General features: G+C 69.8%; 22 protein-coding genes. 13 read left to right on the top strand and 9 right to left on the bottom strand.

Annotation, left to right across the window (positions count from 1 at the left end):
* The first annotated feature begins 63 nt into the window (after positions 1-63).
* The 5 genes from OHA88_RS12775 to OHA88_RS12755 all read left to right on the top strand — a co-directional run bounded on the left by OHA88_RS12775 (position 64) and on the right by OHA88_RS12755 (position 6,710).
* Positions 64-906, top strand: coding sequence for a nitrilase-related carbon-nitrogen hydrolase (locus tag OHA88_RS12775; protein WP_328625604.1), 843 nt, complete (start codon positions 64-66; stop codon positions 904-906).
* Positions 903-2,186 carry an aspartate aminotransferase family protein gene (locus OHA88_RS12770; RefSeq protein ID WP_328625603.1) on the top strand — a complete coding sequence of 428 codons (1,284 nt, stop codon included), beginning with the start codon at positions 903-905 and terminating at the stop codon, positions 2,184-2,186. The genes OHA88_RS12775 and OHA88_RS12770 overlap by 4 nt, the downstream gene beginning before the upstream one ends.
* 466 nt (positions 2,187-2,652) lie before the next feature.
* On the top strand, positions 2,653-4,053 hold the full coding sequence (gene hydA, locus OHA88_RS12765) for a dihydropyrimidinase (RefSeq protein WP_328625602.1): 1,401 nt from the start codon (positions 2,653-2,655) through the stop codon (positions 4,051-4,053).
* 11 nt (positions 4,054-4,064) lie between these two features.
* Positions 4,065-5,063, top strand: a complete 999-nt coding sequence (locus OHA88_RS12760) for a TIGR03842 family LLM class F420-dependent oxidoreductase (RefSeq protein ID WP_328625601.1) — start codon at positions 4,065-4,067, stop codon at positions 5,061-5,063.
* Positions 5,064-5,150: 87 nt separating this feature from the next.
* Positions 5,151-6,710 carry an NCS1 family nucleobase:cation symporter-1 gene (locus OHA88_RS12755; RefSeq protein ID WP_328625600.1) on the top strand — a complete coding sequence of 520 codons (1,560 nt, stop codon included), beginning with the start codon at positions 5,151-5,153 and terminating at the stop codon, positions 6,708-6,710.
* Here the strand turns inward: OHA88_RS12755 and OHA88_RS12750 are convergent.
* The gene (locus OHA88_RS12750; protein WP_328625599.1) at positions 6,682-7,455 is read right to left on the bottom strand and encodes a hypothetical protein; all 774 of its coding nucleotides are present in this window, start codon (positions 7,453-7,455) and stop codon (positions 6,682-6,684) included. The genes OHA88_RS12755 and OHA88_RS12750 overlap by 29 nt on opposite strands.
* A 203-nt stretch (positions 7,456-7,658) precedes the next feature.
* Between OHA88_RS12750 and OHA88_RS12745 the strand changes: the two genes are divergently transcribed.
* On the top strand, positions 7,659-8,036 hold the full coding sequence (locus OHA88_RS12745; protein ID WP_425896998.1) for a hypothetical protein: 378 nt from the start codon (positions 7,659-7,661) through the stop codon (positions 8,034-8,036).
* Between the two features lie 99 nt (positions 8,037-8,135).
* Here the strand turns inward: OHA88_RS12745 and OHA88_RS12740 are convergent, their stop codons facing one another.
* Both OHA88_RS12740 and OHA88_RS12735 read right to left on the bottom strand, forming a co-directional pair.
* Positions 8,136-9,164 (bottom strand): nucleotidyl transferase AbiEii/AbiGii toxin family protein, encoded by a 1,029-nt coding sequence (locus OHA88_RS12740; RefSeq protein WP_328625598.1) that lies wholly within the window; start codon positions 9,162-9,164, stop codon positions 8,136-8,138.
* Complete coding sequence (locus OHA88_RS12735; RefSeq protein ID WP_328625597.1) at positions 9,161-9,862, bottom strand: hypothetical protein; 702 nt, start codon at positions 9,860-9,862, stop codon at positions 9,161-9,163. Before OHA88_RS12735 ends, OHA88_RS12740 begins: the two co-directional genes overlap by 4 nt.
* A 203-nt stretch (positions 9,863-10,065) precedes the next feature.
* Here OHA88_RS12735 and OHA88_RS12730 point away from each other — a divergent pair, with 203 nt between their 5' ends.
* Positions 10,066-11,520, top strand: a complete 1,455-nt coding sequence (locus tag OHA88_RS12730) for an amidase (RefSeq protein WP_328625596.1) — start codon at positions 10,066-10,068, stop codon at positions 11,518-11,520.
* Positions 11,521-11,531: 11 nt separating this feature from the next.
* Here the strand turns inward: OHA88_RS12730 and OHA88_RS12725 are convergent, their stop codons facing one another.
* Together OHA88_RS12725 and OHA88_RS12720 are read right to left on the bottom strand one after the other, a co-directional pair.
* The gene (locus OHA88_RS12725) at positions 11,532-12,341 is read right to left on the bottom strand and encodes a class I SAM-dependent methyltransferase (RefSeq protein ID WP_328625595.1); all 810 of its coding nucleotides are present in this window, start codon (positions 12,339-12,341) and stop codon (positions 11,532-11,534) included.
* Positions 12,338-13,321 (bottom strand): carboxymuconolactone decarboxylase family protein, encoded by a 984-nt coding sequence (locus tag OHA88_RS12720; protein ID WP_328625594.1) that lies wholly within the window; start codon positions 13,319-13,321, stop codon positions 12,338-12,340. Before OHA88_RS12720 ends, OHA88_RS12725 begins: the two co-directional genes overlap by 4 nt.
* 167 nt (positions 13,322-13,488) lie before the next feature.
* Between OHA88_RS12720 and OHA88_RS12715 the strand changes: the two genes are divergently transcribed.
* Both OHA88_RS12715 and OHA88_RS12710 read left to right on the top strand, forming a co-directional pair.
* Positions 13,489-14,628, top strand: coding sequence for a sensor histidine kinase (locus OHA88_RS12715; protein WP_328625593.1), 1,140 nt, complete (start codon positions 13,489-13,491; stop codon positions 14,626-14,628).
* The gene (locus OHA88_RS12710; RefSeq protein ID WP_328625592.1) at positions 14,625-15,305 is read left to right on the top strand and encodes a response regulator transcription factor; all 681 of its coding nucleotides are present in this window, start codon (positions 14,625-14,627) and stop codon (positions 15,303-15,305) included. The genes OHA88_RS12715 and OHA88_RS12710 overlap by 4 nt, the downstream gene beginning before the upstream one ends.
* Before the next feature lie 212 nt (positions 15,306-15,517).
* Here OHA88_RS12710 and OHA88_RS12705 read toward each other — a convergent pair whose 3' ends face one another.
* The 4 genes from OHA88_RS12705 to OHA88_RS12690 all read right to left on the bottom strand — a co-directional run bounded on the left by OHA88_RS12705 (position 15,518) and on the right by OHA88_RS12690 (position 21,525).
* Complete coding sequence (locus OHA88_RS12705) at positions 15,518-16,582, bottom strand: lipoate--protein ligase family protein (protein WP_328625591.1); 1,065 nt, start codon at positions 16,580-16,582, stop codon at positions 15,518-15,520.
* An 825-nt stretch (positions 16,583-17,407) separates the two neighbouring features.
* Positions 17,408-18,847: a mannitol dehydrogenase family protein gene (locus OHA88_RS12700; protein WP_328625590.1), complete on the bottom strand. Its 1,440-nt coding sequence runs from the start codon at positions 18,845-18,847 to the stop codon at positions 17,408-17,410.
* Positions 18,844-20,052: a D-mannonate dehydratase ManD gene (manD, locus tag OHA88_RS12695; protein ID WP_328625589.1), complete on the bottom strand. Its 1,209-nt coding sequence runs from the start codon at positions 20,050-20,052 to the stop codon at positions 18,844-18,846. The genes OHA88_RS12700 and manD overlap by 4 nt, the downstream gene beginning before the upstream one ends.
* A 78-nt stretch (positions 20,053-20,130) precedes the next feature.
* On the bottom strand, positions 20,131-21,525 hold the full coding sequence (locus OHA88_RS12690) for an MFS transporter (protein ID WP_328625588.1): 1,395 nt from the start codon (positions 21,523-21,525) through the stop codon (positions 20,131-20,133).
* Between the two features lie 101 nt (positions 21,526-21,626).
* Here OHA88_RS12690 and OHA88_RS12685 point away from each other — a divergent pair, with 101 nt between their 5' ends.
* The 4 genes from OHA88_RS12685 (at position 21,627) to OHA88_RS12670 (ending at position 26,787) form a co-directional block, all read left to right on the top strand.
* Complete coding sequence (locus OHA88_RS12685) at positions 21,627-22,385, top strand: GntR family transcriptional regulator (RefSeq protein WP_328625587.1); 759 nt, start codon at positions 21,627-21,629, stop codon at positions 22,383-22,385.
* Positions 22,386-22,426: 41 nt separating this feature from the next.
* Positions 22,427-23,110, top strand: coding sequence for a bifunctional 4-hydroxy-2-oxoglutarate aldolase/2-dehydro-3-deoxy-phosphogluconate aldolase (locus OHA88_RS12680; protein WP_328625586.1), 684 nt, complete (start codon positions 22,427-22,429; stop codon positions 23,108-23,110).
* Positions 23,103-24,062, top strand: a complete 960-nt coding sequence (locus tag OHA88_RS12675; protein WP_328625585.1) for a sugar kinase — start codon at positions 23,103-23,105, stop codon at positions 24,060-24,062. Before OHA88_RS12680 ends, OHA88_RS12675 begins: the two co-directional genes overlap by 8 nt.
* A 1,108-nt stretch (positions 24,063-25,170) precedes the next feature.
* Entirely contained in the window at positions 25,171-26,787 is a 1,617-nt protein-coding gene (locus OHA88_RS12670; protein ID WP_328625584.1) for a purple acid phosphatase family protein, read from the top strand.
* Positions 26,788-26,988: the final 201 nt, after the last annotated feature.

Below are 26,988 nucleotides of genomic sequence, written 5' to 3'. Positions count from 1 at the left end.
ACCGAATCTACGTGCGTAGAAAACGCGTAGAGGCTCTCTGACGCCGCGTCGAAGGAGCAGCTCATGTCCCACGTCGTACGCGCCGCACTCGTCCAGGCGACCTGGACCGGCGACACCGAATCCATGATCGCCAAGCATGAGGAGCATGCTCGCGAGGCCGCCCGGCAGGGGGCGAAGATCATCGGCTTCCAGGAGGTGTTCAACGCCCCCTACTTCTGCCAGGTCCAGGAGCCCGAGCACTACCGCTGGGCCGAGGCCGTCCCGGACGGGCCGACCGTCCGGCGGATGCAGGAGCTCGCCCGTGAGACGGGCATGGTGATCGTCGTGCCGGTCTTCGAGATCGAGCAGTCCGGCTTCTATTTCAACACCGCCGCCGTGATCGATGCCGACGGCTCGTACCTCGGCAAGTACCGCAAGCACCACATCCCGCAGGTCAAGGGGTTCTGGGAGAAGTACTACTTCAAGCCCGGAAACGCCGGCTGGCCGGTCTTCGACACCGCCGTCGGCAAGGTCGGCGTCTATATCTGCTACGACCGCCACTTCCCCGAAGGCTGGCGTCAACTCGGTCTCAACGGAGCCCAGTTGGTGTACAACCCGTCAGCCACCTCGCGAGGCCTGTCCAGCTACCTCTGGCAGCTGGAACAACCGGCGTCCGCCGTCGCCAACGAATACTTCATCGCCGCGATCAACCGCGTCGGTCAGGAGGAGTACGGCGACAACGACTTCTACGGAACCAGCTACTTCGTGGACCCGCGCGGCCAGTTCGTCGGGGAGGTTGCCAGCGACAAGCAGGAGGAACTCCTGGTCCGCGACCTCGACTTCGGTCTCATCGAGGAGGTGCGCCGGCAGTGGGCGTTCTACCGGGACCGCCGCCCCGACGCGTACGAAGGACTGGTGGAGCCGTGAACAGCCTGCACCACCGCCATCTCGCCGTCAGCCCCGATTGGCTCGCGCTCTACTACCGGCACCCCCTGGAGCTCACCCACGGCGAGGGCCGCCATGTCTGGGACGCGGACGGCAACCGCTACCTCGACTTCTTCGGCGGCATCCTCACCACGATGACCGCACACGCCCTGCCCGAAGTTACCAAGGCGGTCAGTGAGCAGGCCGGGCGGTTGATCCACTCCTCGACGCTCTACCTCAACCGGCCGATGGTCGAACTCGCCGAGCGCATCGCCACGCTCTCCGGCATCCCGGACGCCCGGGTCTTCTTCACCACCTCCGGCACCGAGGCCAACGACACGGCCCTGCTGCTCGCCACCACGTACCGCAGCTCGAACCAGATCCTGGCGATGCGCAACAGCTACCACGGCAGGTCGTTCTCGGCCGTCTCCATCACCGGTAACAAGGCCTGGTCGCCCACGAGTCTGTCCCCGTTGCAGACGCTGTACGTCCACGGCGGCGTCCGCACCCGGGGGCCGTACGCGGAACTCAGCGACGCACAGTTCATCAAGGCGTGCGTGGCCGATCTGGAGGATCTGCTCGGGCACACCCGTGGTGCCGCCGCGCTGATCGCCGAACCCATCCAGGGCGTCGGTGGATTCACCTCCCCGCCCGACGGCCTGTTCGCGGCGTTCCGTGAAGTGCTCAGCCGGCACGGCATCCTGTGGATCTCCGATGAGGTGCAGACCGGCTGGGGCCGTACCGGCGAACACTTCTGGGGCTGGCAGGCGCACGACCGGAACGGCCCGCCGGACATGCTCACCTTCGCCAAGGGCATCGGCAACGGCATGTCGATCGGCGGTGTCGTGGCCCGCGCCGACGTCATGAACTGCCTGGACGCCAACTCCATTTCGACGTTCGGCGGCTCGCCGGTCACCATGGCGGCAGGCCTGGCGAACCTCTCGTACCTTCTGGAACACGACCTCCAGCGCAATGCGCGACGCGTCGGCGGACTGCTCATCGAGCGGCTGCGGGCGATCGGCGCCGGAGTGGAGTGCGTACGCGAAGTGCGCGGCCGGGGCCTGATGATCGGCATCGAACTGGTGAAGCCCGGAACCGACGAGGCCCACCCGGACGCGGCGACCGCCGTACTCGAAGCGGCCCGCGAGGGCGGGCTGCTCATCGGCAAGGGCGGCGGGCACAACACCAGCGTGCTGCGGATCGCCCCGCCGCTGTCGCTGTCCATCGCCGAGGCGGAGGAGGGGGCGAGGATCCTTGCCGACGCGTTGCACGCGGTGGGGTGAGGAGCCCGACTCACCGACAACCCGGCCCCGAGTCACGGCCGGCGGGTGTCCGGCCCCGATCCGCCGGACACCCGCGAAGGGGGACGCCTGAGTCCGGCGTCCCCCGGGGCCGCACGCCGCCGGGGCGACGAATCCGTCTCTGATCACGGCCCGAAGCGGGGGTGCCGTCGTCCTTTCCCGGTCGTGGCACCACGGCGCGCCTCGCCCCGTGGGGTACGGCGGACCCGCTCACCCGGACCCGGCCCGCCGCGCCGGACGGCTCACCTGCTGCCAAAGCCACGCCCCGACGTATACGACGTGACGTGGTGTCGGCTTGGGCCGACGGTGTACGCCATGCCCGGAAACGGAAACGTCTTCAGCGGTTAGCCGCAGTGGTATTGCCACAGTGGGTAACCCACTTCTACGTTCTTCACCACGCACCTTGTCTACGTGCGTAGACCCATTCCGCCACAGTGAGGAGGGGTACATGAGCCGCACCGTCATCCACGGCGGCCTCGTCATCACCGCGTCCGACGAACTCCATGCGGACGTACTCATCGAGGGCGGCCGCATCGCCGCACTCGCCGCGCACGGCACCGACGCGGCCGAGAGCTGGACCGCCGACCGGACCATCGACGCCACCGGCAAGTACGTCATCCCCGGCGGCGTCGACGCGCATACGCACATGGAGATGCCGTTCGGCGGCACCTACGCCGCCGACACCTTCGAGACCGGGACCAGGGCGGCCGCCTGGGGCGGCACCACCACGATAATCGACTTCGCCATCCAGTCCGTGGGGCGCGCGGTCCGTGAGGGGCTCGACGCCTGGTACGCGAAGGCCGACGGCAACTGCGCGATCGACTACTCCTTCCACATGATCCTCTCCGACGTGAACGAGTCCACGCTGGGGGAGATGGACCTGCTGGTCTCGGAGGGCGTCACCTCCTTCAAGCTGTTCATGGCCTACCCCGGTGTCTTCTACAGCGACGACGGCCAGATCCTGCGGGCCATGCAACGGGCCGCCGGCAACGGCGGGCTGATCATGATGCATGCCGAGAACGGCATCGCGATCGACGTCCTCGTCGAGCAGGCGCTGGCCGCGGGCCGCACCGACCCGCGCTACCACGGCGACGTCCGCAAGGTGGCGCTGGAGGCCGAGGCCACCCACCGCGCCATCCAGCTCGCCCGCGTCGCCGGATCCCCGCTGTACGTCGTGCATGTCTCCGCCGACGAGGCCGTCGCCGAACTGGCGGCCGCCCGCCACAAGGGACTTCCGGTCTTCGGCGAGACGTGCCCGCAATACCTCTTCCTCTCCACCGACAACCTCGCCGAGCCGGACTTCGAGGGCGCCAAGTACGTCTGCTCCACCCCGTTGCGGCCCAAGGAACACCAGGAGGCGCTCTGGCGGGGCCTGCGGAACAACGAACTCCAGGTCGTCTCCACCGACCACTGCCCGTTCTGCTTCTCCGGTCAGAAGGAGATGGGCCGCGGCGACTTCTCGAAGATCCCGAACGGGATGCCCGGTGTGGAGAACCGGATGGACCTGCTGCATCAGGCGGTCGTGGAAGGCCGGATCTCCCGCCGCCGCTGGATCGAGATCGCCTGCGCCTCCCCGGCCCGGATGTTCGGTCTCTACCCGAAGAAGGGCACCATCGCCCCCGGCGCCGACGCCGATGTCGTCATCTACGACCCGCACGCCGAGCAGACTCTCTCCGCGGAGACCCATCACATGAACGTCGACTACTCGGCGTACGAGGGGAAGCAGCTCACCGGGCAGGTCGACACCGTCCTCTCGCGCGGCGAAGTCGTCATCGACCAGCGGAAGTTCACGGGTCGTGCCGGCCACGGCATGTACACCCCGCGCGCCACCAGCCAGTACCTGGACTAGGAGCACCTGTCATGGACTTCGGACTCGTCCTCCAGACCGACCCGCCCGCCTCTGCCGTCGTCGGCCTGATGCGCCGCGCCGAACGCAACGGGTTCCGCTACGGGTGGACCTTCGACTCGGCGGTGCTCTGGCAGGAACCGTTCGTCATCTACAGCCGCATCCTCGAACACACCGAACGCCTCGTCGTCGGGCCCATGGTCACCAACCCGGGGACCCGCACCTGGGAGGTGACCGCCTCCACCTTCGCCACCCTCAACGACATGTACGGCAACCGCACCGTCTGCGGCATCGGCCGGGGCGACTCGGCGATGCGGGTCGCCGGACGCAAGCCCAACACCCTGGCCCGCCTCGGCGAGGCCATCGACGTCATCCGCGACCTCGCCGAGGGCCGGGAGGCGACCGTCGACGGGCAGAGCGTCCAGATCCCGTGGATCAAGGACGGCAAACTGCCTGTCTGGATGGCCGCGTACGGTCCGAAGGCACTCGCCCTCGCCGGGCAGAAGGCCGACGGATTCATCCTCCAGCTCGCCGACCCGTACCTCACCGAGTGGATGATCAAGGCGGTACGGGACGCGGCGGCGGAGGCGGGCCGCGACCCGGAATCCGTGACCATCTGCGTCGCAGCCCCCGCCTATGTCGGCAACGACCTCGACCATGCCCGGGAGCAGTGCCGCTGGTTCGGCGGAATGGTCGGCAACCATGTCGCGGACCTGGTGTCCCGGTACGGCGCACACTCCGGGCTGGTCCCGGAGGCCCTCACCGAGTACATCGCCGGGCGGTCCGGTTACGACTACAGCCACCACGGCCGCACCGGCAACCCGGACACCGCCTTCGTGCCGGACGAGATCGTCGACCGGTTCTGCCTGCTTGGCCCCGCCGAGGCGCACATCGAGAAGCTTCAGGCACTGCGCGACCTGGGCGTGGACCAGTTCGCGGTCTACAACATGCACGACGCGCGCGAAGCAACGATCGACGCCTACGGCTCCGAGATCATCCCCGCTCTGTCCTGACCCACCTCTCCGTATTCCCCGCGTCGCCATCCCCCCGCGCCTCACAGCCCCGCACGGCACCGCTCCCGAGCGAAGGGTCCAGCCGCCATGGCATCGACAGCCCCACCCACCCCGCCGACTCCGCCGCCCCCATCGCAGGACCTGATAGCCGACCTGTCAGGACGCGTGGAACTCGCCCCCGGCGCCGTCCCCGCCGACAACCGCTTCACCAACGACGACCTGCTGCCCGTTCCCCTGGAGCGGCGCAACTGGACGACGTACAACTTCGCCGCGCTCTGGGTCGGGATGGCCCACAACATCCCGTCCTGGCTGCTCGCCTCCGGCCTCGTCGCCCTCGGCATGGACTGGAAACAGGCCGTCTTCACCATCGCGCTGGCCAACCTGATCGTGCTCGGCCCGATGCTGCTCACCGGCCACGCCGGACCCAAGTACGGCATCCCGTTCCCCGTGCTGGCCCGCGCATCCTTCGGCCTGCGCGGCGCCAATCTGCCCGCGCTGATCCGCGCCGCGGTGGCCTGCGCCTGGTTCGGCATCCAGACCTGGATCGGCGGCGTCGGTATCTTCACCCTGCTCGGGAAGGCGTTCGGCGGCTGGGCGAGCGCCTCCGAGATCGGCGGGCAGCCCTGGACGCTCTGGCTCTGCTTCGGTCTCTTCTGGGTGCTCGAACTCGCCATCATCTACCGGGGGATGGACACCCTGCGCCGGTTCGAGAACTGGGCGGCGCCGTTCGTCATCGTCGGCGCCGTGGTGCTGCTGATCTGGGTCGCCGTCAAGGCCGGTGGCTTCGGCCCGCTGCTCGACCAGCCGTCGAAGCTCGGCTGGGGCGCGGACTTCTGGCCGGTCTTCTTCCCGTCCCTGATGGGCATGATCGCCTTCTGGGCCACGCTCTCGCTCAACATTCCCGACTTCACCCGCTTCGGCGCCGGCCAACGAGCCCAGGTCTGGGGCCAGTCGCTGGGCCTGCCGACCACGATGACCCTCTTCGCGCTCCTCTCGGTCCTCGTCACCTCCGGCTCGCAGGCCGTGTACGGCGAGGCGATCTGGGACCCGGTCCAGCTCGTCGCCAGGACCGACAACGTCTTCGGTCTGCTCTACGCCCTGGTGACGGTGCTGATCGCGACGATCTCCGTCAACATCGCGGCCAACGTGGTGTCACCCGCGTACGACCTGGCCAACCTCGCGCCCAAGATCATCAACTTCCGTACGGGCGCGCTGATCACCGGGGTCGTCGGCGTCCTGATCATGCCGTGGAAGCTCACCGAGACCCCCGAGCTGTACATCTTCACCTGGCTCGGCCTGGTCGGAGGTCTGCTCGGTACCGTCGCGGGCATCCTGATCGCCGACTACTGGATCGTCCGCCGCACCGTCCTCGACCTCGCCGACCTCTACCGCCCCGGCGGCCGCTACTGGTACACGCAGGGCTGGAACTGGCGCGCCGTCCTGGCCTTCGCCGTCGGCGGCATCCTCGCGATCGGCGGCTCCCACTCGGCCCCCGGCAAGGGCCCGTTCCCGGCGGACGGCCTCATCCCGTTCCTGAAGCCGCTCGCGGACTACGGCTGGGCGGTCGGCCTCGCCTCCTCACTGGTGCTGTACGTGCTGCTCAGCGGCAGGCCGGCCGTCAGGTCGCACGGGTCATCTGCGCATTGATGTCGACTGTTTCGTCCGGCGGCGGCGTGGCCGTGGGCACCGGCTTGTCGAAGGCGGAGAAGCCCACGGTGGCGTCCGCCTTCGGCGAGCCGCCCGTCACATCGATCCTCAGCGGATACGGCTTGCCCGTGGCCGCGACGTACATCGTCAGCTTCTGACCCTGCCACGTCCGGACCAGCGGGACGACAGGAGCCCCCGCGAGTGTGGTCTTCTTTCCCTTCGTCAGCGTCCCCTTGTCGGTTGTCGCGTTGTCGCTGACCACCTTCTGGAACGTGTCCAGGTCGCAGGCGTTCGACAGGCTGCTCAGCCGCGGGTCCGAGGCCGAACCCTTCATATAGCGCCCGGCCAGAATCGCGGCGAGGGCGGAGCCGACGCTCGGGTCCCGGTTCTTCCAGAAGTCGGCATCCGGTTTGACCCAGACGGTGTCGCCCCGCTTCACGATCTGCACGGACCCCTGCTTCCCGCCGAGGCCCACCGACCCCGTGCAGTTGCCGGCCCGGTCCACGGTGAGATCCAGGGTCGTCGGCGCGCCGCCGTCGGCCGGCGTACTGCGGGTGCTGAGGTGCATGGAACGCGCGCTCAGCAGGGCGTCGCTGGAGCGGTCGGCGATCTGCCGGGCGGAGAGTGTGTCGATGGGGTCGTCCGCCCGCGCCGTACCTGCGCCGAGCACGCCGCCGCTCGTGAGACCGAGCACGACGGTCGCTGACCAGGCGGTTGCGCGCATGCCGATGTGTGGGCCGGTCACGTCGCCTCCCTCGACAGGAGTCGTCGGACCGTTCAGGTCCGCGGTCCGACCTTCTGAGCGTACGCCGCGCCGGGATCGGCCGCGATTTCGGCCCGGGACCCCACTCGCGTACACAGGGTGAGGTCCTGCCTCGTTTTTGGTCACGGACGGTGGGGGACGGTGTCGGGGCACCGAGTTCGTCACCGCGAAGGGGATAGCGATACATGAAGCTGTTCATGTCGATGCCCATGTTCATGTCCGTGGGGAGTGTGTCCAGGGCCGTGCTGCGGGGCGCCGTGGTCGCGGGGGCGACCGCCGCCCTCGCGGTACCCGCGACCACGGCCACCGCTGTCACGCCCGTGGCGGCGCCACCCGGTCTGTCCTGCGAGACCGGTAAGCACGAGATCGACGACTACACGGGATACGCGCTGTGCCGGAACAACGGCACCACGGCGCAGACCTTCTGGGTGCACCTGGTCTGCGGCTGGTCGCCGGACGTGGACGGCGAACACGTCACCCTCAACCCGGGCCAGTCCGGCCAGTCCACCGCGCACTGCGCCGGCCTCGGCACCGGGATCGGCGAGATCAGCGTCCAGCCGTAAGGCGTGTCCGGGACAAGGCGTGTCCGGTGCCTGTGGTGGCCGATGCCGTGCGCCGCCGCAGGTATCCGGTCCCGAGACGGGGTCTCGTCGGGTGGGTCATCAGCGTTCCGGAGCCCTATCCAGGAGTGCGGTGAGTGCATCGGCCAACCGCGCCCGCAGCCCGTCCGGATCGCCGTCCACCCACCGGTGTTCCGCGTGGAACGCCGACCAGTCCACCAGCCAGTCCAGCACCGTCTCCGGGCTGAAGCCGGCCGCGTGCGGGCCGAGCACCGTGCGCAGCAGCCGCGGCGACAACCGGGTCCGCGGGTGTTCCGCCAGCAGCACCGCGTCGTACAGATCCTTGGCTGCCGAACGGCCCTCGGCCTGCTGGTCCTCGGAGAGCCACAACAGCTTCCAGGCGAGCGAGAGCCCCTGACTCGCCGTACGCACCGGTACGGGCGGTCCGCCGTCGATGCGCGGGCAGGCCGTCCACACGGGGGCTTCGGGCAGCCGCTCGTCCTGCGCGAAGTCCATCCGCAGCTCACCCGGCGGCAGCCCGTCCGCCTGCCATGGGACGACGACGCGCACGCCGGGCTTCTCGTACGTCCGGTACATCCACACACCGTCCGATGTCACCGCGCCCGGATCGATCCGGATGCCCTCGGGCGGCGGCTGACCCGCCCTGAGCGCTGCGGCGACCTCGTCCTGCGGCTCGGGACTCGGCTCCAGGGCGTCGGAGCCGAGCCAGTGCAGTCCGTCGGGTGCGAGTGCGGGCCGTGCCCCGCCGGTGGCGTGGCAGTCGCCGTCCGTCCACAGCTCGGGGGCCGCCGCGCCGTCCGCGGCTTCGGGCCACTGCTGGACCACGTCGATCCCGTCGACGTACGGATAGGGGTCGAGGCGGTCGACGAAGTCGTCCGCCGACGGCTCCAGCACGATCCAGTCCAGATCGCCCGGTTCCCGGGCAGCGGCGCCCACCCAGGCCTGGAGGGGCAGACTGCCGCGCAGGATCAGGCCGTCGCCCCACGACGACTCGCTGATCACCCGGAGCAGATGGTCCTGAACGGTGCGCCGGGCGGTCCGCCAGCGCGGCGCGAGGGAGGGGTCGCTGAATGTCGGCTCGCCGGGGAACGGCCGGTCCGCGACGCTCATACCGTCACCTCGGGCCGCCGCTCTCCTCGTTCCTCGCCCGGCTGCTCGGTCCGCTCGTCGATCCAGCCCGCGTCCACAGCCGGATGGTCGTCGTGCACCACGAACTCCTCCTCGACCTCCATCACTTCGAGACCGGCGGCGGCCAGCGCGCCGAGGAGGGCGTCGAGCCGGGCACGGGCCTGCGGGCGGCCGACCGCGCGGCAGCGCTGGGTGACGAACCGTTCGTGGCGCCCGTGCCGGGCGGCGCGACGGGCGTTGCGGGAGAGATGAGCGCTGTGCCGCTCGGCCACGGCCCGCGCCAACGCCACCTCCGGTTCACCCGACAGCAACAGCTTGATGTGGTGCTCGAAGTGGCAGACCGGCGACAGCTCGGCCGCCTCGTCCGCCGTCCGCGGTATGTCCTCGTTCCACGGAGCCGCCTCGATCTTCACCCGTACGACGCAGAAGCCCGCAGCCCGCAGTTCGGCGGACCGGAGCCGGGCGGCGGCCCGCTGCTCGGCGAGGGTGCCCCGGCCCTGCTCGGTCAACATGGGCTGATCGGGCATGGCACCACGGTCCAGGACGATGCGGGTGAGCTTCAGGCCGTGGTGACCGGCCCAGTGCTCCAGGCGTGCGCCGCTGCCGGTGCGGGTATCGGGACGCACCGTCAGGTGCGTCTCGAACTCTCCCCGGAACGCCCTCTCGACGACTGTTCCCACTGGCCCCACCTGCCCCGTTGTGTGCTGCGCGCGCTGCGTCGGCCCGCTGTCGGAGAACGTAGCAACCGGCACTGACACTCACCGCCACGCCCTGCACTCCGCGTGGATCGGTTGAGCCGACCGTCCCCACTCGTTACCCTCCAGTAAGTCTGTACGGGCCGTCAGGTGCGGGCACGCACCGATATGCGGGAGGCGGGCACCCCATGTCCTCAGCAGAAGCCGTGGAACTCACCGAGCCGACCGATTCGACCGGACTGGCCGACACCGCGCGGGCGTTGGCCGACGGCCGGACCACCTCGACACAGCAGGTGTCCGCCGCCCTCGCACGGATCGAAGCGAGCCAGAGCACTCTCAACGCCTTCCGTCATCTGCGTGCCACGTCCGCGCTGGCCGAGGCCGCGGAAGCCGACCGGCGGCTCGCAGCCGGTGAGCGGCTGCCGTTGCTCGGGGTGCCGGTCGCGGTCAAGGACGACACCGATATCGCGGGGATGCCCACCCACTTCGGCTGTGGCGGCGACCTGCCCGCGGCCGCCGAGGACAGCGAGGTCGTACGCCGGCTGCGCGCCGCCGGGGCCGTGATCGTCGGGAAGACCAACTCCTGCGAGCTCGGCCAGTGGCCCTTCACCGAAGGCCCCGCCTTCGGCGCCACCCGTAACCCGTGGCACACCGGGCACACCCCCGGCGGTTCGTCCGGAGGGTCGGCGGCGGCCGTCGCCGCCGGGCTGGTGCCCGCCGCACTCGGTTCGGACGGTGCCGGGTCCGTCCGGATCCCCGCCGCATGGACCCATCTCATCGGTATCAAACCGCAGCGCGGCCGGATCTCCGTCCACCCGCACCACGACGCCTTCCAGGGCCTCACCGTCAACGGCCCGCTGGCCCGGACCGTCGCCGACGCCGCGCTGCTGCTCGACGCCGTGGCGGGAGCTCACCCCGGCGACCTGCACCGGCCGCCGCCCGTCGCCGCCTCGGCAGCCGCGGGGCGCGACCCGGGCCGGCTGCGGATCGCCCTCGCCTGGCGGCCCCCGCTCACCCTCACCGGCTCAGCCCCCCACCCGGCCGTACGACGGGCCGTCACCGCGCTCGCCGAGGCCCTCGCCCGGCTCGGCCACCATGTCGAGGAGGCCAGGCCGCGCTACGGGCTGATCGGCCTCGGCTTCGTCCCCCGAGCCACCGCCGGGATCGCCGAACTCGCCGCGCTCCATCCCGAACCCGCCCTCCTCGACCCGCGCACCCGCAGCGCCCTGCGCACCGGAACCCGGCTCGGCGGCCGGGTGGTGCGAGCGGCGAGGGCGCGGGAGGTGCGCCAGCACCGCAGGATCGGCAGGCTCTTCCGGACCTCCCCGGCCGGGGCCGGGTACGACGTGCTGCTGACCCCGACGACCGCCGCGCCCCCACCCCGGATCGGCGCATTCGACGGTCTGAGCGCCTGGCGTACCGATGTGGCGATCACCGAGGCGTGCCCGTACGCCTGGCCGTGGAACGTGCTGGGCTGGCCCGGCATCAATGTCCCGGCCGGGTTCACGGCCGACGGACTTCCCGTCGGCGCCCAGTTGCTCGGCCCGTCCCGCAGCGAGGAGCTGCTGATCTCCCTCGCGGCCCAGCTGGAGGCCGATCAGCGGTGGTACGAGCACCGGCCACCGGCCTCCGCGGGCTCCTGACTCACCGCCGGTCAGAGCGGCAGGCGGGCGCCGACCACCCACACCCCCGCGCTCAGCAGCACGCCCTCCGCGGTCTCGTACGGCAGCAGGGTGTCCATCATCGAGGCCCGGGTGGCGTCGGAGACGGTGAGACCCGGCGTACGGGAGACGAAGAAGTCCACCGCGTCCGCCGCGTCCCGCCCCCAGGAGGTCGTGGCCGTCACGGGGACGATGCCGATCTCCTCGAAGCCTGCCGCGCCCAGCACTTTCCGAACGCGCTCCGGGTCCGAGAGCGAGGCCATGGCCACCGCCACGGCGTTCTCGATCGCGTGCTCCTGCCCCAGCAGGGCAGCCAGCAGCCCGAGCGCCTTGCGCTCCTCGCCGTCCGGCGACGGGGGCTGCGGGCAGATGAACGCCAGCCGGCCGCCGGGGCGCAGGGCGCGCGCGATATTGGTGAGCGCCGCGATGTGGTCGGCGAAGAACATAACGCCGCCCCGGCTGATCGCCACGTCATAGCCGGCCGGCTCGAAGGGGTGGACCTGTGCGTCCCCCAACTCGTAGGAGACGGAGGGGAACTCTCCGGCGTCGGTGCGGGCCCTGGCGCGTTCGAGGAGCGGCACGGAGACGTCGACGCCGGTGACCCGGCCCCGAGGGGCGCGCCGCGCCGCGAGCCGGGTCGAGAACCCGCTGCCGCAGCCGATGTCGAGCACCCGGTCCTCGGTGCCGATCGCCGCGGCGTCGAACAGCGGCTCGTCGAAGCGGGCCACCATGGCGTTGTAGCGGTCGGGATGGTCGGCCCAGTGCCGGCCGAGCTGTCCGTTCCACGCGTCGGTGACGGTCATGCGTGCTCCTCGGTCCGTGCGGTCAGGTTGGCCTCGATGCGCTCGACGGCGCAGATCGCGCCGAACGCGATCAGATGAACCAGACAGTGATCGGTGAACGGCGGTGCCTGCCAGGCCGCCACGTCCTCGTCCGTGATCCGGTACGGGGCGCGCGCCGCGAGCAGCGCCAGCCGCGCACCCGGACGCTCCGCCCGGTCCGGCAGCCCCTCGCCCTGCAGGGGGAGCGGTGCGACGCCGTCCCAGGCCGCCACCGATGTCCGTACCAGCGCCGCGTCCTCGTCACTGAGCAGCCCTGCACCCAGGTGCGCCGCCGTACGCAGCGCGCCGAACGCGGTGCCGATCGGGGTGTCCGCCGCCCACTCGGGCGCCGCCCCCTCCGTCTCCAGCAGGGCGAGGCTCTCGCCGGGAGCGAGTTCGCGGCGGACCGTACGGGCCAGCGAGCGGCCCGCCACGCTCCGTACCAGGCGGTACTTCTGGGCGCCCCCGGGCAGCATGTCCTCCGTCAGCAGGGACGACACGATCCGGTTGATGAAGTGGAAGGCGAGCGCCGTCCCGATGTACTCCGGTGCCTGCTCGGAAGGGAACGGCTGCGACGTACTCATATCCTTTCCCCACGCCAGCAGTTGACGGTGTGCAGGGTCCTCGGGCTGCTCGCCGCGGGCGATCCTCTCCGCCAGCGCGTGGTCGCCGGTGGCATGCAGAAGCACGGTGTGCGCCGTGACGCAGTACGGGCACCGGTTGGCGAGCGACACCCCCGCCGCCACCACCTCCTTGCCGGTGCGCGACGCCTGCCCGGCCAGCAGGGACTCCCGCATGACGGCCCAGGTGCCGGCCAGCAGGGGCGGCGAGACGGACAGGACGACGAACGTCGTGGCGCGATCGATACCGAAGTCGGTGGCCAGCTGCGCGTACACATCGGCGACAACTCCGGTCGCCGCTCCAGGCGGTGCGGGTGAGGTGTATCGGAAGGTTTCGGTCATGGCGAGATGCTCGCCCGCCGCACCGCGCCCGGTCGTCGTACCCCCGGAGGCAGTTGAGGGTGATTCCGGACGACCGGAGTCGGCCGCGACTACTACCCCGGGAGTAGCGCGGAGCCCGTCCAGCAGGATGATGACGGGGCTGTTGCGCGGGAGCTAGGGTGCGGCTCATGCAGGGGGACATCGACCGGCGGATTCGCCTGCTGGACGCGGCGCTCGCCGTCGCCATCGGGGCGGCGGTCCTCGCCGCGGCCTGTGCCGCATCGAGGCCGGACGCACTCGACCTGCTGCTCGTCGCAGTGGGCACCCTGGCGCTCGCCGGGCACCGGCGGGCTCCGCGCGCCGTGCTCGCCGTCACCACCGTCTCCATGCTGGGGTACGTCGTGCACGCGCACCCCGGCAGCTGGGCGGCGTTCCCCGTGCTGGCAGCCGTGCATACGGCGGCGCGCGGCGGACGGCGCGCGTGGGGCATCGCCGCGGGCAGTCTCTTCCTCGCCGGATACTTCACGGTCCTGATCGTCGCCGCTCCGGGCACGCAGGACACCGTCGAGCGGACGCTGCTGCTGCTCGGCTGGTTCCTCTGCGCCGGGGTCACCGGACTCATCGACAGGAACTGGCAGGCGTATCTCCGCCAGACCGAACAGCGGGCGCTCGACGCCGAACGCAGCCGGGAGGAGACGGCGCTGCGCCGGGCCGGTGAGGAGCGGTTGCGGATCGCCCGGGAGCTGCACGACTCACTGACCCACTCCATCTCGATCGTCAAGCTGCAGGCAGGAGTTGCTGTCCACCTGGCGCGCAAGCGGGGCAGCGAGGTGGAGCCGGCCCTGCTCGCGATCCAGGAGGCGAGCGGCGAGGCGATGCGGGAGCTGCGGGCGACACTGGAGGTACTGCGCACCGATGTGGTGGAGCCGGGCACCGGGCTGGACCGCATCGACGAGCTGGTCGGGCGGGCCCGAACCGCGGGCATCGACCTCTCCGTCACCGTGACAGGCGTCGAACGGCCCCTACCGGCGGACGTCGACCGGGCCGCGTACCGCATCGTGCAGGAGGCACTCACCAATGTGGCCCGGCACGCCGACCGCGCCAGGACGACCATCGAACTGGTCTACGGCGAACATGTGCTGACCGTGCGCGTCGACGATCAAGGGCCCGGTGCCCCCGGCGACGCCGTCGCCGCGGGCACCGGACTCACCGGCATGGGCGAACGTGTCAGGGCCCTCGGTGGCACCCTCGCCGCCGCACCGCGCCCGGACGGCGGCTTCTCCGTACGTGTCGAACTGCCCCTGCAGACATCGGGAACCACCGTATGAACCATCAGGACACGATCCGGGTGCTGATCGTCGACGACCAGGCCCTGATGCGTGCGGGGTTCCGCGCCCTGCTGGACGCCGAGGACGGCATCGAAGTGATCGGCGAGGCAGCCGACGGCCGTCAGGGAGTGGAACTGGCCCGCCACCACATCCCGGACGTGGCCCTCGTCGACGTACAGATGCCCTTGATGACCGGCATCGAGGCCACCCGCGAGATCGCCGCGGACCCGCTACTGGCCGGTGTCCACGTCGTCATCCTCACCAATTACGGGCTCGACGCGTACGTCTTCGACGCGCTGCGCGCCGGGGCCGCCGGGTTCCTTCTCAAGGACACCGAACCCGCCGAACTCCTCCAGGCCATCCGTGTCGCGGCCCGCGGCGACGCCCTGCTGTCGCCCGCCATCACCCGTCGGCTGATCGGCGAGTTCGTCTCCCGGCCGCCCGACCGGGCCACGGCCCCCGGCTTCGAGACCCTGACCCGCCGCGAACGCGAGGTGAGTGCGCTGGCCGCACGGGGGCTGACCAACGAGGAGATCGCCGCGCACATGGTGATCAGTCCGTTCACCGCGAAGACCCACATCAGCCGGGCAATGACGAAGCTCGGCGCCCGCGACCGGGCCCAACTCGTGGTCTTCGCCTACGAGTCGGGTCTCGTCGCGCCACGGGACCAGCACTGAGCGCTCCGGGTCGCCCGACGGGAATCACCGGGCCGGAAGCTCCCGCGGCCGACCATCGATCTCACGACGGAGAGCGAATACCTGAGAGTGCTGCCGGGCTGCACGAAGGTCGTACGGCGAAGACAGCTCAATGCTGCTCCGTTGGCAGTAAGAGGCTCTGACCTGCGAGCACTTGGCTGGAGCGACACAGCCCCCGAGCAAGTCATCAACTGCTACGGCACCCGTGCTGTCCACTCGGGAGTGCTGAACTTGGTGCGTACGAGTTCCTCCGCCTGTGCCAGTTCCTCAGGGGTCACTGCGCCCTGGGTGAGGCCGTGGCGCTTGCGAAAGGAGTCGATCATGTTGTCGATGACAGCCTCGCGCGCCAGACCGGTCTGCCGGCGCAGAGGGTCGACGCGCTTCTTGGCGCTCCTGGTGCCCTTGTCGGACATCTTTTCCTTGCCGATGCGCAGGACATCGAGCATCTTGTCGGCGTCGATGTCGTAGGACATCGTGACGTGATGCAGCACGGCGCCGGGCCCGCCGCCGGGGCCCACGACGCGCTTCTGGGCTGCTCCGGCGATCTTCCCGATGTCGGTCGCGATGTCGTTGAGCGGCTGGTACCAGGCTTTGATGCCCATGTCACCGAGCGCCGCGAGCACCCAGTCGTCGAGGTAGGCGTAACTGTCCGCGAAGGAGAGGCCGGAGACGAGGGCGTCGGGGACGGAGAGCGAGTACGTGATGGTGTTGCCCGGTTCCACGAACATGGCGCCGCCGCCGGAGATACGCCGGACGACGGTGACACCGTGACGCTCGGCGCCCTCCGGGTCGACCTCGTTGCGCAGGGACTGGAAGCTGCCGATGATCACGGCGGGGGAGGCCCATTCCCAGACGCGCAGCGTAGGCGGCCGGCGGCCGGCCGCGACCTCGGCAGTGATGACCTCGTCGAGTGCCATGTGGAGTGCGGGGGACTGCGGGGCCTCGTGGATGAGCTGCCAGTCGTAGTCACTCCACTCGGTGGCCTGCGCGAGGGCCCGGCGTACGGCGACTGCGACGCCTTCCGAGGTGAGGCCCAGCATCACGGTGGAGGCGGGGAGCGCCGCGTCGATGCGGGCGGTGAGCCCGGCGGTGTCGGTGTTGGCCGGGGCGCCCTCCAGGGCCGCGTCGATCGCGAGGATGGCCTCGTCAGGCTCGAGGAAGAAATCGCCGGCAACCCGTACGTTGCGCAAGGCGCCGCCGATTACGTCCAAGTCGACGACGACGAGCTTGCCGCCGGGGACCTTGTACTCACCATGCACGGCGTGCCTCCAGGATCCGCCTGACACTCTTGTGTAAATCTGCTCCGATCAGGCATAACCTCGCCGTTATACGGTTTAATCCGCGCATCCGCGGTGAATCGGTCGTTCACGATCACGTCGCGCGCCGTGTGGGCGCGCTTTCGATGAACCACCATGTGGAGTGCGTGGCGATCCTCGAGCCGACAGGGAAGGGCTCCCGACCTGCGGTTTTACGCGCGACGGAACAGTTCTCGGGCTCGATGCCGGTGAGATCACATACGGCAGCGTCCGCTTGGCCCTCTCCACCTTGACGCCCTGAACCACGCCGCTCCACGGTGTGTGGGCCGAAGGCGGACGAGGTGGAAGCTGGGGTGAGAGGTGGGTTGAGGAAGGTGACTGGCCGCTAGGGGCTGTCGTCGAACCTTGGCCAGAGGCCTACCAGGATCAGGGCCGGTCTAGCTGTCGCAGTGCAATTGCGTCGCGAATCCCGTGAGGGCTGCTGTCAGCGGGGTGTGTCAGAGTCTGCGCATGCTCGAGATCTCAGCGCCTGTTCGGCGAACCCGATTACCTGCTGCGTCGTCATGAAGCACGTGATCGAAGACCGCCCCCTCCCCGGATGACCCCGCCGCCCGTGTTGGGAACGCTTTGATGACACCACACCACCCGGCTTCGGGGTCTCCCCAGACCGCCGCGAAGTAACACTCCCTCGCGTACGCGGGCGCAGTTTTACTGAGCAACCCCAGGTCAGTGGTCTGGGGTTGCTCATTGTCCGGGACCTGTGGGGGAGTGGTTCGGCCGCCCGCGCAGGATCCAGCCAGACCGCTCGGGTTGCGGACGGCACCAGGGTCAGCAGCTGAGCCCTGCCTCGATCCCCCGGTCCTGGGCGTGGAGCCGAGCGTCGATCTCCGCTACCAACGGTGTGTCGTCCGCGAGCTCCGGCGCGCCGAGGATCCGGAGCAACTCGCGTACCGCGTCGGCCTGATGGTGCCGCCAGGCCTGCCGCAGTCTGTCGGCTGCCGGATCATCGATCCGCTCGTCCCGGGTGTATCGGGCCCACGCGGCGAGGGCCGTGGCCAGTACGGGGGTGTCGTAGCCCGCGCTCCGCAAGTCCCGCAAGGGTGCCAGCCATCGCTCCGGGATCTTGAGCGAACCGTCCATCGCGATCTGCTCGGTCCGATGGTGCATCGCGTGGTTGCCGAAACGGACCAGCAGGCTGTCGACGTACGCGGGGACGTCGAGGTCCGCTGCCGAGGTCAGGCTCTGGGCGACCTCTGTGGCGTAGGCCCGCACGATCGGCTCTCCCCATTTGGTGTTCATGACGTCGGCCACGGTCCGGTATCCCCCGGCCAGGCCCAGATAGGCGAGGAGTGAGTGTGAGCCGTTGAGCAACCGGAGCTTCATCACCTGGTACGGGGCGACGTCGGCGACCAGCTGTGCGCCGGTGGTCTCCCACCGCGGCCGGTCGGCGGCGAAGGCGTCCTGGAGTACCCACTGGGTGAAGGGTTCACCGACCACTGCCCCTTCGTCCCGCAGGCCGAGGGCGGCTTCGGCGGCGTGCAGGTCCGCTGCGGTGGTTGCGGGCACGATGCGGTCGACGACGGTGGAGGGGAAGGCGATCGAGGAGTCGATCCACTCCAGGAGGCGGTCGCGGTCGCTCCACGAGGTCGCGGCGATGAAGTCGAGCACCAGACGGCGTACGACCTGGCCGTTGTCGGCCATGTTGTCGCAGGGAGCGATGGAGAGCGGAGTGCCCGTGTGACGGCGCGCGCGCAGTCCGGTGGCCAGCTGTCCGATCACGGTTGCCGGGGCCGGCGCCCCGGCCAGGTCGCTGAGCACTTGGGGGTCCGTCAGGGCCAGCCCGCCGCCGACGGGGTCCCGCCGGTAGCCCTTCTCGGTCACCGTGGTGGTGATGACGGTGACGTCGGGCGAGGCGATCAGGCCAGTGAGTCGCTCGCCGTCGTCGGTGGCGTGGAGTACGTCGGTCACCGAGCCGACGACGCGGGTCCGCGGGCCGTCGGGCTCGCGCAGCGTCAGCGAGTAGAGCCCGTCCTGGGGGCGCAGCGCGTTCACGACAGTGCGGCTGCGCTGCGAGACTCCGACGATGCCCCACCCGGCGTTGTGCCGGGCCTCGGCCGCTTCGGTGTAGACGGCCTGGTGGGCACGGTGGAAGGCGCCGATGCCCAGGTGCACGATCCGCGGGCGCAAGGCGTCCGGGTCGATTGCCGGTCGCCCCTCGGGTGAGAGGGCGCCAAGGGTCTTGCGGGAGAGTCGCTCGTGGCTGGTCACCAGTCGTGCACCGATCCGTCCGTCCTGCGGCCCACCGGCAGGTACTTGGGGTTGTACGGGAAGCGCACGGCCGCCTCCTCGTCGAGTTCGACGCCGAGGCCCGGGGCCGGCGAGGGGTGGAGAGCGCCCTCGTGGAACTCGTACGAGGTGTGGAAGACCTCGTGGGTGAGCGGGGAGTGCTCCATGTACTCCTGGATGCCGAAGTTCGGCACGGTCACGTCGAGGTGTACGGCGGCGGAGAGGCTTACCGGTGAGAGGTCGGTGGCGCCGTGCGAGCCGGTGCGCACCTGGTAGAGCTCGGCGAGGTTGAAGATGCGTCGCAGGTGGGTGATTCCGCCGGCGTGGGACACCGAGGCGCGGACGTAGTCGATGAGGCGCTCGGTGATGAGCTGCTGGCAGTCCCAGATGGAGTTGAAGACCTCACCGACGGCGATCGGTGTGGTGGTGGCCTGGCGGATCTGGCGGAACGACTCCTGCAGTTCGGCGGGCGTCGGGTCCTCCATCCAGAACATCCGCAGGTCCTCGAGCCGACGGCCGAGCCGACCGGCCTCGGTGGGGGTCAGCCGGTGGTGCACATCGTGCAGCAGATGGAAGTCGAAGCCGAACTTCTCCCGAACCTCGGTGAGGTAGCCCGGAGCGAAGTCGAGGTACGCCTCGGTCGACCACAGCTGTTCCTCGGGCAGGGAGGTGGCCGCGGGTTCGTAGATCGCGCCGTGGCGTACGCCGTAGCTGCCCGGGGAGCCGGGCACGGCGGCCTGCGCCCGGATCGCCTGGTAGCCGCGGTCGCGGAAGCGGGCCACGTCGTCGAGCAGTTCGGCGACGCTTCCGCCGCTCGCGTGGCCGTAGACCATGGCGCCGTCACGAGCGCGGCCACCCAGCAGGTCGTACACGGGCATACCGGCGACTTTGCCCTTGATGTCCCAGAGTGCGATGTCCACTGCCGCGATCGCGGTCATCGTCACGGGGCCGCGGCGCCAGTAGGCCCCCTTGTAGAGGTACTGCCACATGTCCTCGATGCGGTCGGCGTCGCGGCCGATGAGCAGCGGGACCAGATGGTCCTGGAGGTATGACGCGACGGCGAGTTCGCGGCCGTTCAGGGTCGCGTCGCCGAGGCCGGTCACGCCGTCCGATGTGGTGATCTTCAGGGTGACGAAGTTGCGGCCCGGCGAGGTGATGATGACCTTCGCCTCGGTGATGGTGGCCATGGGTGCTGCTCCTCTGCTGTGCCGCGCCGCCGACTTCCTGCGGAGTGCCGGCGGCGCGGAGTGGTGCTGAACTGTTGGTCAGTGGCGCCCGGCGCCGACCGGCGCGGTCTCGTCGCTCGCCGTGGTGTCGTGAGCGGCCTCCGGCCAGTGCGCGTACTCCCGGCCGCCGCGGCGGCCGGGTGCGGTCTCCGGCATGAAGCACAGGGCCACGATGCTGACCGCGATGAGAGCAGAGACGTACACGGCGACCCAGGTGAACGAGCCGTCGCCGGCCAGCAGCAGCGCGGTGGCCACCACGGTGAAAGGGCCGCTGGCGAGCATCGAGCCGAACTGCCAGACGATCGAGATGCCGCTGTAACGGGCGACCGAGGGGAAGAGTTCGGGGAAGTACGAGGCCTGCGGGGCGTAGGTGCCCGCGTGGCCGAAGGCGAGGCCGGCGATCAGCAGCAGCACGATCACGGCCATGTTGCCGGTCTGGATCGCCCTGAAGGCGGGGACTACCAGCAGCAGGTTGAGCACGGCTGCGGCCAGGTAGACCGGGCGCCTGCCGACGCGGTCGGTGAGCCGGCCGAGCAACGGGATCATGACCAGCTCGGCGCCGATCGCGATCAGGACCGCGTTCAGCACCATGCCGGAGTCGACGCCCTGGTCCTTGGCGTATGCGACGAGGAAGACGGTGTAGAAGGGGAAGACCGCGGCCTCGACGAACTTGGTGAACAGTCCGCCGAACACCTCGCGGCGGTTGTTCCGCAGCAGTAGCTTCACCGGCGCGGTCTGGGCCGCCTGCGTGTCCTTCGCGGCCTTGAAGGTCTCGGACTCGTTGATCCGCAGTCGGATGATCAGGCCGATGACCACGACCAGTGAGCTGAGCAGGAAGGGGATCCGCCAGCCCCACGCCAGGAAGGCTTCGTCGGAGAGCTGGGTGGTGAGGAGGGCGAACAGACCCGTGGGGATGAGGTAGGCGGCCGGGGAGCCGAGCTGGACGAAGCTGGCGTAGAAGCCCCGTCTGGCAGGCGGGGCGGCCTCCGCGGTGAGCAGAACGGCCCCGCCCTGCTCACCACCGACGCCGAAGCCCTGGATGAGGCGCACCAGCACCAGGATGACCGCGGCCCAGATGCCTATCTGGTTGTACGTCGGCAGAAGTCCAACGGCGAAGGTACCGAGGCCGGTGAGCAGCAGGGTGAAGACCAGGGCTTTCTTGCGGCCGATCCGGTCGCCGATGTGGCCCCAGACCAGGCCGCCCAGCGGGCGGGCGAAGAACCCGACGGCGTAGGTCGAGAAGGCGGCGAGCGTACCCACCGCCGAATCGACCTCGGGAAAGAACACCTCGTTGAAGGCGAGAGCGGACGCGGTGCCGTAGATGAAGAAGTCGTAGTACTCGGCAATGGTGCCGACGACGGATGCTCCGACGGTGCGCCGCAGCTCCTTCGGTGGTGCCGACGCCACCGGCGTGGCGCTGTCGTGTCCGCTCATAAGGCTGCCTCCTTGCAGTCCAAACGCTACCCAAGTCCCTTTGGTGTCGGCTACCATACAAGTACTTCAGTTGAATTCGTCAAGGGATTGGGAGAGCCCGGATGGCATCCACCGAAGGACTGCACGCCGCACGCGCCCGGGGCCGCAACACCCGGCAACTGGTCCATGAGCTGCTGCGCTCGCGGATCATCAGTCTCGACCTGGAGCCCGGGGCCGCCCTGTCGGAGAACGACCTCGCGGCCGAACTCGGCGTCAGCCGGACCCCCGTGCGGGAGAGTCTGATCCTGCTCGGGGAGGAGGGACTCGTCGACGTCTATCCGCAGCTGGGGACCTTCGTCTCCCGCATCCGCGAGCGAGACATCGCCTCCGCGCAGTTCATCCGCGAGGCGCTCGAATGCGCGGCCCTGCGCGATGGTGTGACCAAGGCGACCGCGCATGACGTGGCTGAACTCAGAGCCCTGCTGGTCGCTCAGACCGAGGCCGAGCAGCGAGAGGACCCGGAGGCGTTCTTCCGGCTGGACGAGCAGTTCCACGCCCGGCTCATGGCCGCCGGCGGCCATGCCGAGGCATGGCCGGTCGTGAGCCAGGCCAAGGCCCAACTCGACCGGGCGCGACGCCTGTCCCTGCCGCTCACCCAGCAGCTCTCCCTACTGATCAGCCAGCACACCGCCGTGGTCGATCAGCTTGAACAGCACGATCCGCACGGGGCTGACCAGGCCCTGCGAGGCCATCTGCGTCAGGTCTTCACCGACGTGGAGACCATCCGGGCGCAGCACCCGGAGCTCTTCAGCGACACGGACGCCCCGGTCCGGCCGCGCCGTGACACACGTCGCGGGACACGCGTCCCCGACGCCGGCTGATCTGCCCCTGCCTGCCGCCACATGCCCAAGGGACGAAATCCATGCACACAGCGAACCAGCACTCAGCGACTCCACGGCAGCCGCTGAGCCGCACTCTGCTCGAGAGCCGCATCATCGCGGTCCTGCGGGCCTCCGATGCCCGATACCTGCTTCCGGCCGCCGAGGTGCTGGTGGAGCAAGGCATCCGCAGTATGGAGGTCACCCTCACCACGGCTGGGGGCCTCCAGGCGATCTCCGAGTTGCGGGCCGCGCTGCCCGACGAGGTCGAAGTGGGGGCGGGCACGGTCCTGTCCATCGAGGACCTCGACGCGGTGCTCGACGCGGGCGCGACCTATGTGATCACTCCGCACACCGACGCGGAGCTCATCCGCGCCGCGGTGGCCCGCCAAGTAGCGATCATCCCGGGCGGGTTGACCCCCACCGAACTCAGGACGGGTTGGGCGGCCGGAGCGAGCGCGGTCAAGCTCTTCCCGGCCTCCGCCGTCGGACCGCAGTACGTCAAGGACCTGCACGGTCCCTTCCCACAGATGCTGGTGATCCCCTCCGGAGGCGTCGGCAGGGCGACTGCCGGCGACTGGATCAAGGTCGGCTGCCCTGCGGTCAGCATGGGCGGCCCTTTGCTCGGCGACGCCCTGAAGGGTGGCGACCTGGCCGCGCTGCGCGAGCGCGCCAAGCAGGCCGTCGAGTCCGTGGCCGCCGCAGTGCAGGAGCTCGGTCGTGGCTGAACTCATCCGCAGCGGCGTCGTCACCATCGGCGAGACCATGGCACTGCTCGCCGCGCAACGCACCGGGCCGCTGAGCCATGTGCCCAGCATGTCCGTGGGCATCGGCGGTGCCGAGAGCAACGTGGCCATCGCCCTGCAGCGGCTCGGCGTGCCGGCCACCTGGATCGGAAGAGTGGGCAAGGACTCCTTCGGCGAGCTCGTCCTGCGCGAGCTGCGGGCCGAGGGGCTCGACGTACGCGGGATCGTCGACGCTGCAGCGCCCACCGGGCTGATGGTCAAGGAACGCCGCACGGCCCGGTCGCTTGGCGTGTGGTACTACCGTGCCGACAGCGCGGGATCGAGGCTGCGGCCGGAAGACATCGACGAGGGCGTTTTCGCCCACGCCGCCCTGCTCCATGTCACCGGTATCACCCCGGCGCTGTCCGACTCGGCCGCCGAGGCGGTGCGCCACGCGATCGAACTCGCCCGCCGACACGGTATGACCGTGTCGTTCGACGTCAACTACCGCAGCAAGCTGTGGTCTCGCGAGGCGGCGGGCAAGGGCCTGCTCGACATCGTGCGCGCGTGCGACGTCGTCTTCGCCGGCACCGAGGAAGCCTCGCTCTTCGTCCCGGAGGAGGAGGACCCCCACACTATGGCGTCCGTGCTGTGCGACTTCGGGCCCTCGCAGGCCGTCATCAAACTCGGCGCCCAGGGCTGTGCAGCAGTGATCGACGGCGAGAAGTACTCCCGCACAGCAGTGAAGGTCGACGTGGTCGACTCCGTGGGCGCCGGCGATGCTTTCGTCGCCGGATACCTCGCCGAACTGCTGGCCGACGCGCCGCCGACCGTACGCCTGGACACCGCCGTGACCACGGGTGGCTTCGCCTGCACAGTGCCCGGCGACTGGGAAGGACTCCCCACCCGCGCCGAGTTGGGGATCCTGGGCAGCGCGGAGGACGTCATCCGGTAAGGCGATGCCAACTCTGCCGAGCTGGCGCGGGTCGCGCCCAAGGTTGGCCCGCTGCCCGGGGACCGACAAGACTTGCTCGGCCGGCTGACCCCGATCGAATTCGAAACCGTCATGACCACACCAGCCGTCCCGTCCGGGCTGGGGAGCAGAGCGCTGTGCGGCCGATCCTGCGGCCCCTGCCGGGACTATCCCCGCGGGCGCGGGGAGCAGAACGGCCGCACCGAAGAGGAACTGTCCGCCGAGGGACCATCCAACCGCCGTCGGCCGCGACTTCGGGCGAACCCTGGCCATCCGGCTCGCGGATCTTGGCGCGAGGTCTTCGCCCGGATAACCAACTCTGCGTCAGCCCGCGGGGGCCTCCGCCCTCGCCGGAGCCCATCAAGGTACCCCAGGGTCACCCCCGCCGACTTCGGGTAGCCCTCCGAAGGAGGTTCGGCTCTGGTTGCGATCGGCCTGCCCGAGCTCCTGCGGCTGCTGCTGGTCGCCCCGTGGTGGCGGGGCTGTCAAGCGTTCACGGCCGAAGAGAGCCGCAAGCTGGCGGACGAGTGCCTGGAGGACATACCGGACCTCCTGGCCCGATGAGACCATGCCGACGCAGCCCCTGGCCTCGATCTTTCCACCGGGGCAGTTGTCCTGGACCGCCTGCGGGAGATGGCCCTCGGAGTCAGAGAGGACTTCGTCCTCATCTTCACGCCGGAGGGCCATCCCTACGGACGCCTCCACCAATCAGCAGGCTTTGCACCTCCTCGATCGTGTCAGGCCCGCTGTCCTCCTCTTCGAGCCGGGGAGCCTTGGTGATCTCCGCGGCGTTCGTCGGCACATGCCCGCGCCGCGCTGCCTCGCCGATGGCGACCCGGATCGTCCGGTGAACGTGATGGGCGGTGCCGGCCGCGCTGCCGGATGCCTGCAGGGCCAGGCCATCGGGAGTTGCTGTCCGTTGCGGTGACTGCCATCTGGCGTTCATGCCCGTCCCGCCGCGCCGGTCGTCTGTTCTTCCTAGCGTCCGTGAGTGTGCGCACCACTGGCCTGCCGCAGTCCGCTGTCAGGTTCGAACCGCTGCTGTCCGGTCGGTGTTCGACTGCACCCGGAGAAGCGAAAGGCCCTCGGAATGTCCGAAGAATCCAAGCAAACTCGAATCTCTCGTCGCAACGCGATCGGCTTGTTCGGCGCGACCGTGTCCGGCGCCGCCGCCGGGCCACTGGTCCTCGGCGCCGGAACCGCCGAGGCGGTTCCGGCGACGTCGGAGGTCACCGGTCTCACCACCGGCTCGGCCACCACCCCTGTCCAGGGCCTGCACCTGACCTTCGGCGCCGACCCACGCAGCCAGATGGTCGTCTCGTGGGTCACCGACGTGGCCGTCAAGAACCCGCGGGTCGTCTACGGCACGCTGAGCGGCGGCTTCGGCGCCACAGCGCACGCGACGACGAAGACCTACGTGGACGGCGCCTCCGGGCGGGCCGTCTGGGTCCATCACGCGCTGATCAGCAAGCTCAAGGCCGACACCGACTACCTGTACGCGGCCCAGCACGACGGCGCCACCCCCGACGCCGGCACCTTCCATACGGCGCCGTCCGGCAGAGCTCCGTTCACCTTCACCAGCTTCGGCGACCAGGGTGCGCCCAGTGTGACGTGGAAGACTGGAGCGAACCCGGCAGACGCCTCGGGCCGGGACTTCGAGCCCAACGCCACGCCCGCCGCTGCCGACATCGTTACCGGCGTCGAGAAGGTCGGCCCGCTGTTCCACCTCCTCAACGGTGACCTCTGCTACGCCAACACCGGGCCCGACCGGATCCGCGTCTGGCACGACTTCCTGGCCAACAACAGCCGCTCAGCGCGATTCCGTCCGTGGATGCCGTGCGCGGGCAACCATGAGATCGAGCTGGGCAACGGCAAGCTCGGTCTCGACGCGTACCAGACCTACTTCGAGCTGCCCTCGACCGAGACCCAGCCCGAGCTCGACAACCTCTGGTACTCCTTCACGGTCGGCGCGGTGAAGGTGATCTCCCTGCAGAACGACGACATCGCCCTGCAGGAGGGCGGCGACATCTACATCAACGGCTACTCCGGTGGTCGGCAGCTCGCCTGGCTGGAGAAGGAGCTCAGGTCGGCACGGGCTTCGAAGGACATCGACTGGATCGTCATCTGCATGCACCAGGTGATGATCAGCTCTGCGACCGCCGCGAACGGCCCCGATCTCGCGCTGCGTGCGGCGTACGGCCCGCTGTTCGACAAGTACGGCGTCGATCTGGTGGTCTGTGGCCACGAGCACGACTACGAGCGCTCGTTGGCGGTGCGTGGCGTAGTCCCGGGCAGCGTCACCCTCACACCCAACCCGAGTCAGTCCGCACTCGACGTGATCGACAGCGCGCATGGCACGACGCACATGGTCCTCGGCGGTGGCGGCGTGTCCGGCATCACCAACAACAGCTTCACCACCGACGACGCTGACGGTCACGGGCATCACTCGGCATACGTCCAGATGGAGCGCGTCGGCAAGTACAACTCGGTCAAGGAGCAGGAGACGGCGATCTGGATCGGCGTCCGCGACGCCGAGCATCCGTACGGCTTCGCCGAGTTCACCGTCGACCCGGGCCGTCACCCCGGTGACATGACCCGTATCTACGTCACCTACTACAACATCATCACGCCCACAGGTGAGCTGTCGGTCTTCGAGAAGTTCACGCTCCAACGCCGTCGTAGTGACGGCGGCAACGGCCACCACTGACCCACCGCGACCAGCAGCAGTAGTCGTCAACGCCTGGGCCGGGACGACGTCCCGGCCCAGGCGTTGACGGCCAGGAGGTTGTTGCCGGCCGCGAGCAGGGGCGGTGCTGTTGTCGACTGTCGTCATCTGTCGTCGTCGGCCACCCTCGGACGGCCCAGAGACGGCCTGAGCGGGGTGCCGCGTGCGCGGCGGGTTTGTCCG

Origin of the sequence: Streptomyces sp. NBC_00353, from assembly GCF_036108815.1 — a bacterium.
GTDB lineage: Bacteria > Actinomycetota > Actinomycetes > Streptomycetales > Streptomycetaceae > Streptomyces.
Note: the sequence above shows the minus strand (reverse complement) of the source record. Positions and strands in the feature narration are given on the sequence as shown.

Coding starts and splice junctions, on each gene's coding strand:
- OHA88_RS12685 (WP_328625587.1), top strand. CDS start 21,627: ATGGCATCCACCGAAGGACTGCACGCCGCACGCGCCCGGGGCCGCAAC.
- OHA88_RS12730 (WP_328625596.1), top strand. CDS start 10,066: ATGTCCTCAGCAGAAGCCGTGGAACTCACCGAGCCGACCGATTCGACC.
- OHA88_RS12710 (WP_328625592.1), top strand. CDS start 14,625: ATGAACCATCAGGACACGATCCGGGTGCTGATCGTCGACGACCAGGCC.
- OHA88_RS12715 (WP_328625593.1), top strand. CDS start 13,489: ATGCAGGGGGACATCGACCGGCGGATTCGCCTGCTGGACGCGGCGCTC.
- OHA88_RS12740 (WP_328625598.1), bottom strand. CDS start 9,164: ATGAGCGTCGCGGACCGGCCGTTCCCCGGCGAGCCGACATTCAGCGAC.
- OHA88_RS12745 (WP_425896998.1), top strand. CDS start 7,659: ATGAAGCTGTTCATGTCGATGCCCATGTTCATGTCCGTGGGGAGTGTG.
- OHA88_RS12775 (WP_328625604.1), top strand. CDS start 64: ATGTCCCACGTCGTACGCGCCGCACTCGTCCAGGCGACCTGGACCGGC.
- OHA88_RS12755 (WP_328625600.1), top strand. CDS start 5,151: ATGGCATCGACAGCCCCACCCACCCCGCCGACTCCGCCGCCCCCATCG.
- manD (WP_328625589.1), bottom strand. CDS start 20,052: ATGGCCACCATCACCGAGGCGAAGGTCATCATCACCTCGCCGGGCCGC.
- OHA88_RS12720 (WP_328625594.1), bottom strand. CDS start 13,321: ATGACCGAAACCTTCCGATACACCTCACCCGCACCGCCTGGAGCGGCG.
- OHA88_RS12680 (WP_328625586.1), top strand. CDS start 22,427: ATGCACACAGCGAACCAGCACTCAGCGACTCCACGGCAGCCGCTGAGC.
- OHA88_RS12690 (WP_328625588.1), bottom strand. CDS start 21,525: ATGAGCGGACACGACAGCGCCACGCCGGTGGCGTCGGCACCACCGAAG.
- OHA88_RS12760 (WP_328625601.1), top strand. CDS start 4,065: ATGGACTTCGGACTCGTCCTCCAGACCGACCCGCCCGCCTCTGCCGTC.
- OHA88_RS12725 (WP_328625595.1), bottom strand. CDS start 12,341: ATGACCGTCACCGACGCGTGGAACGGACAGCTCGGCCGGCACTGGGCC.
- OHA88_RS12670 (WP_328625584.1), top strand. CDS start 25,171: ATGTCCGAAGAATCCAAGCAAACTCGAATCTCTCGTCGCAACGCGATC.
- hydA (WP_328625602.1), top strand. CDS start 2,653: ATGAGCCGCACCGTCATCCACGGCGGCCTCGTCATCACCGCGTCCGAC.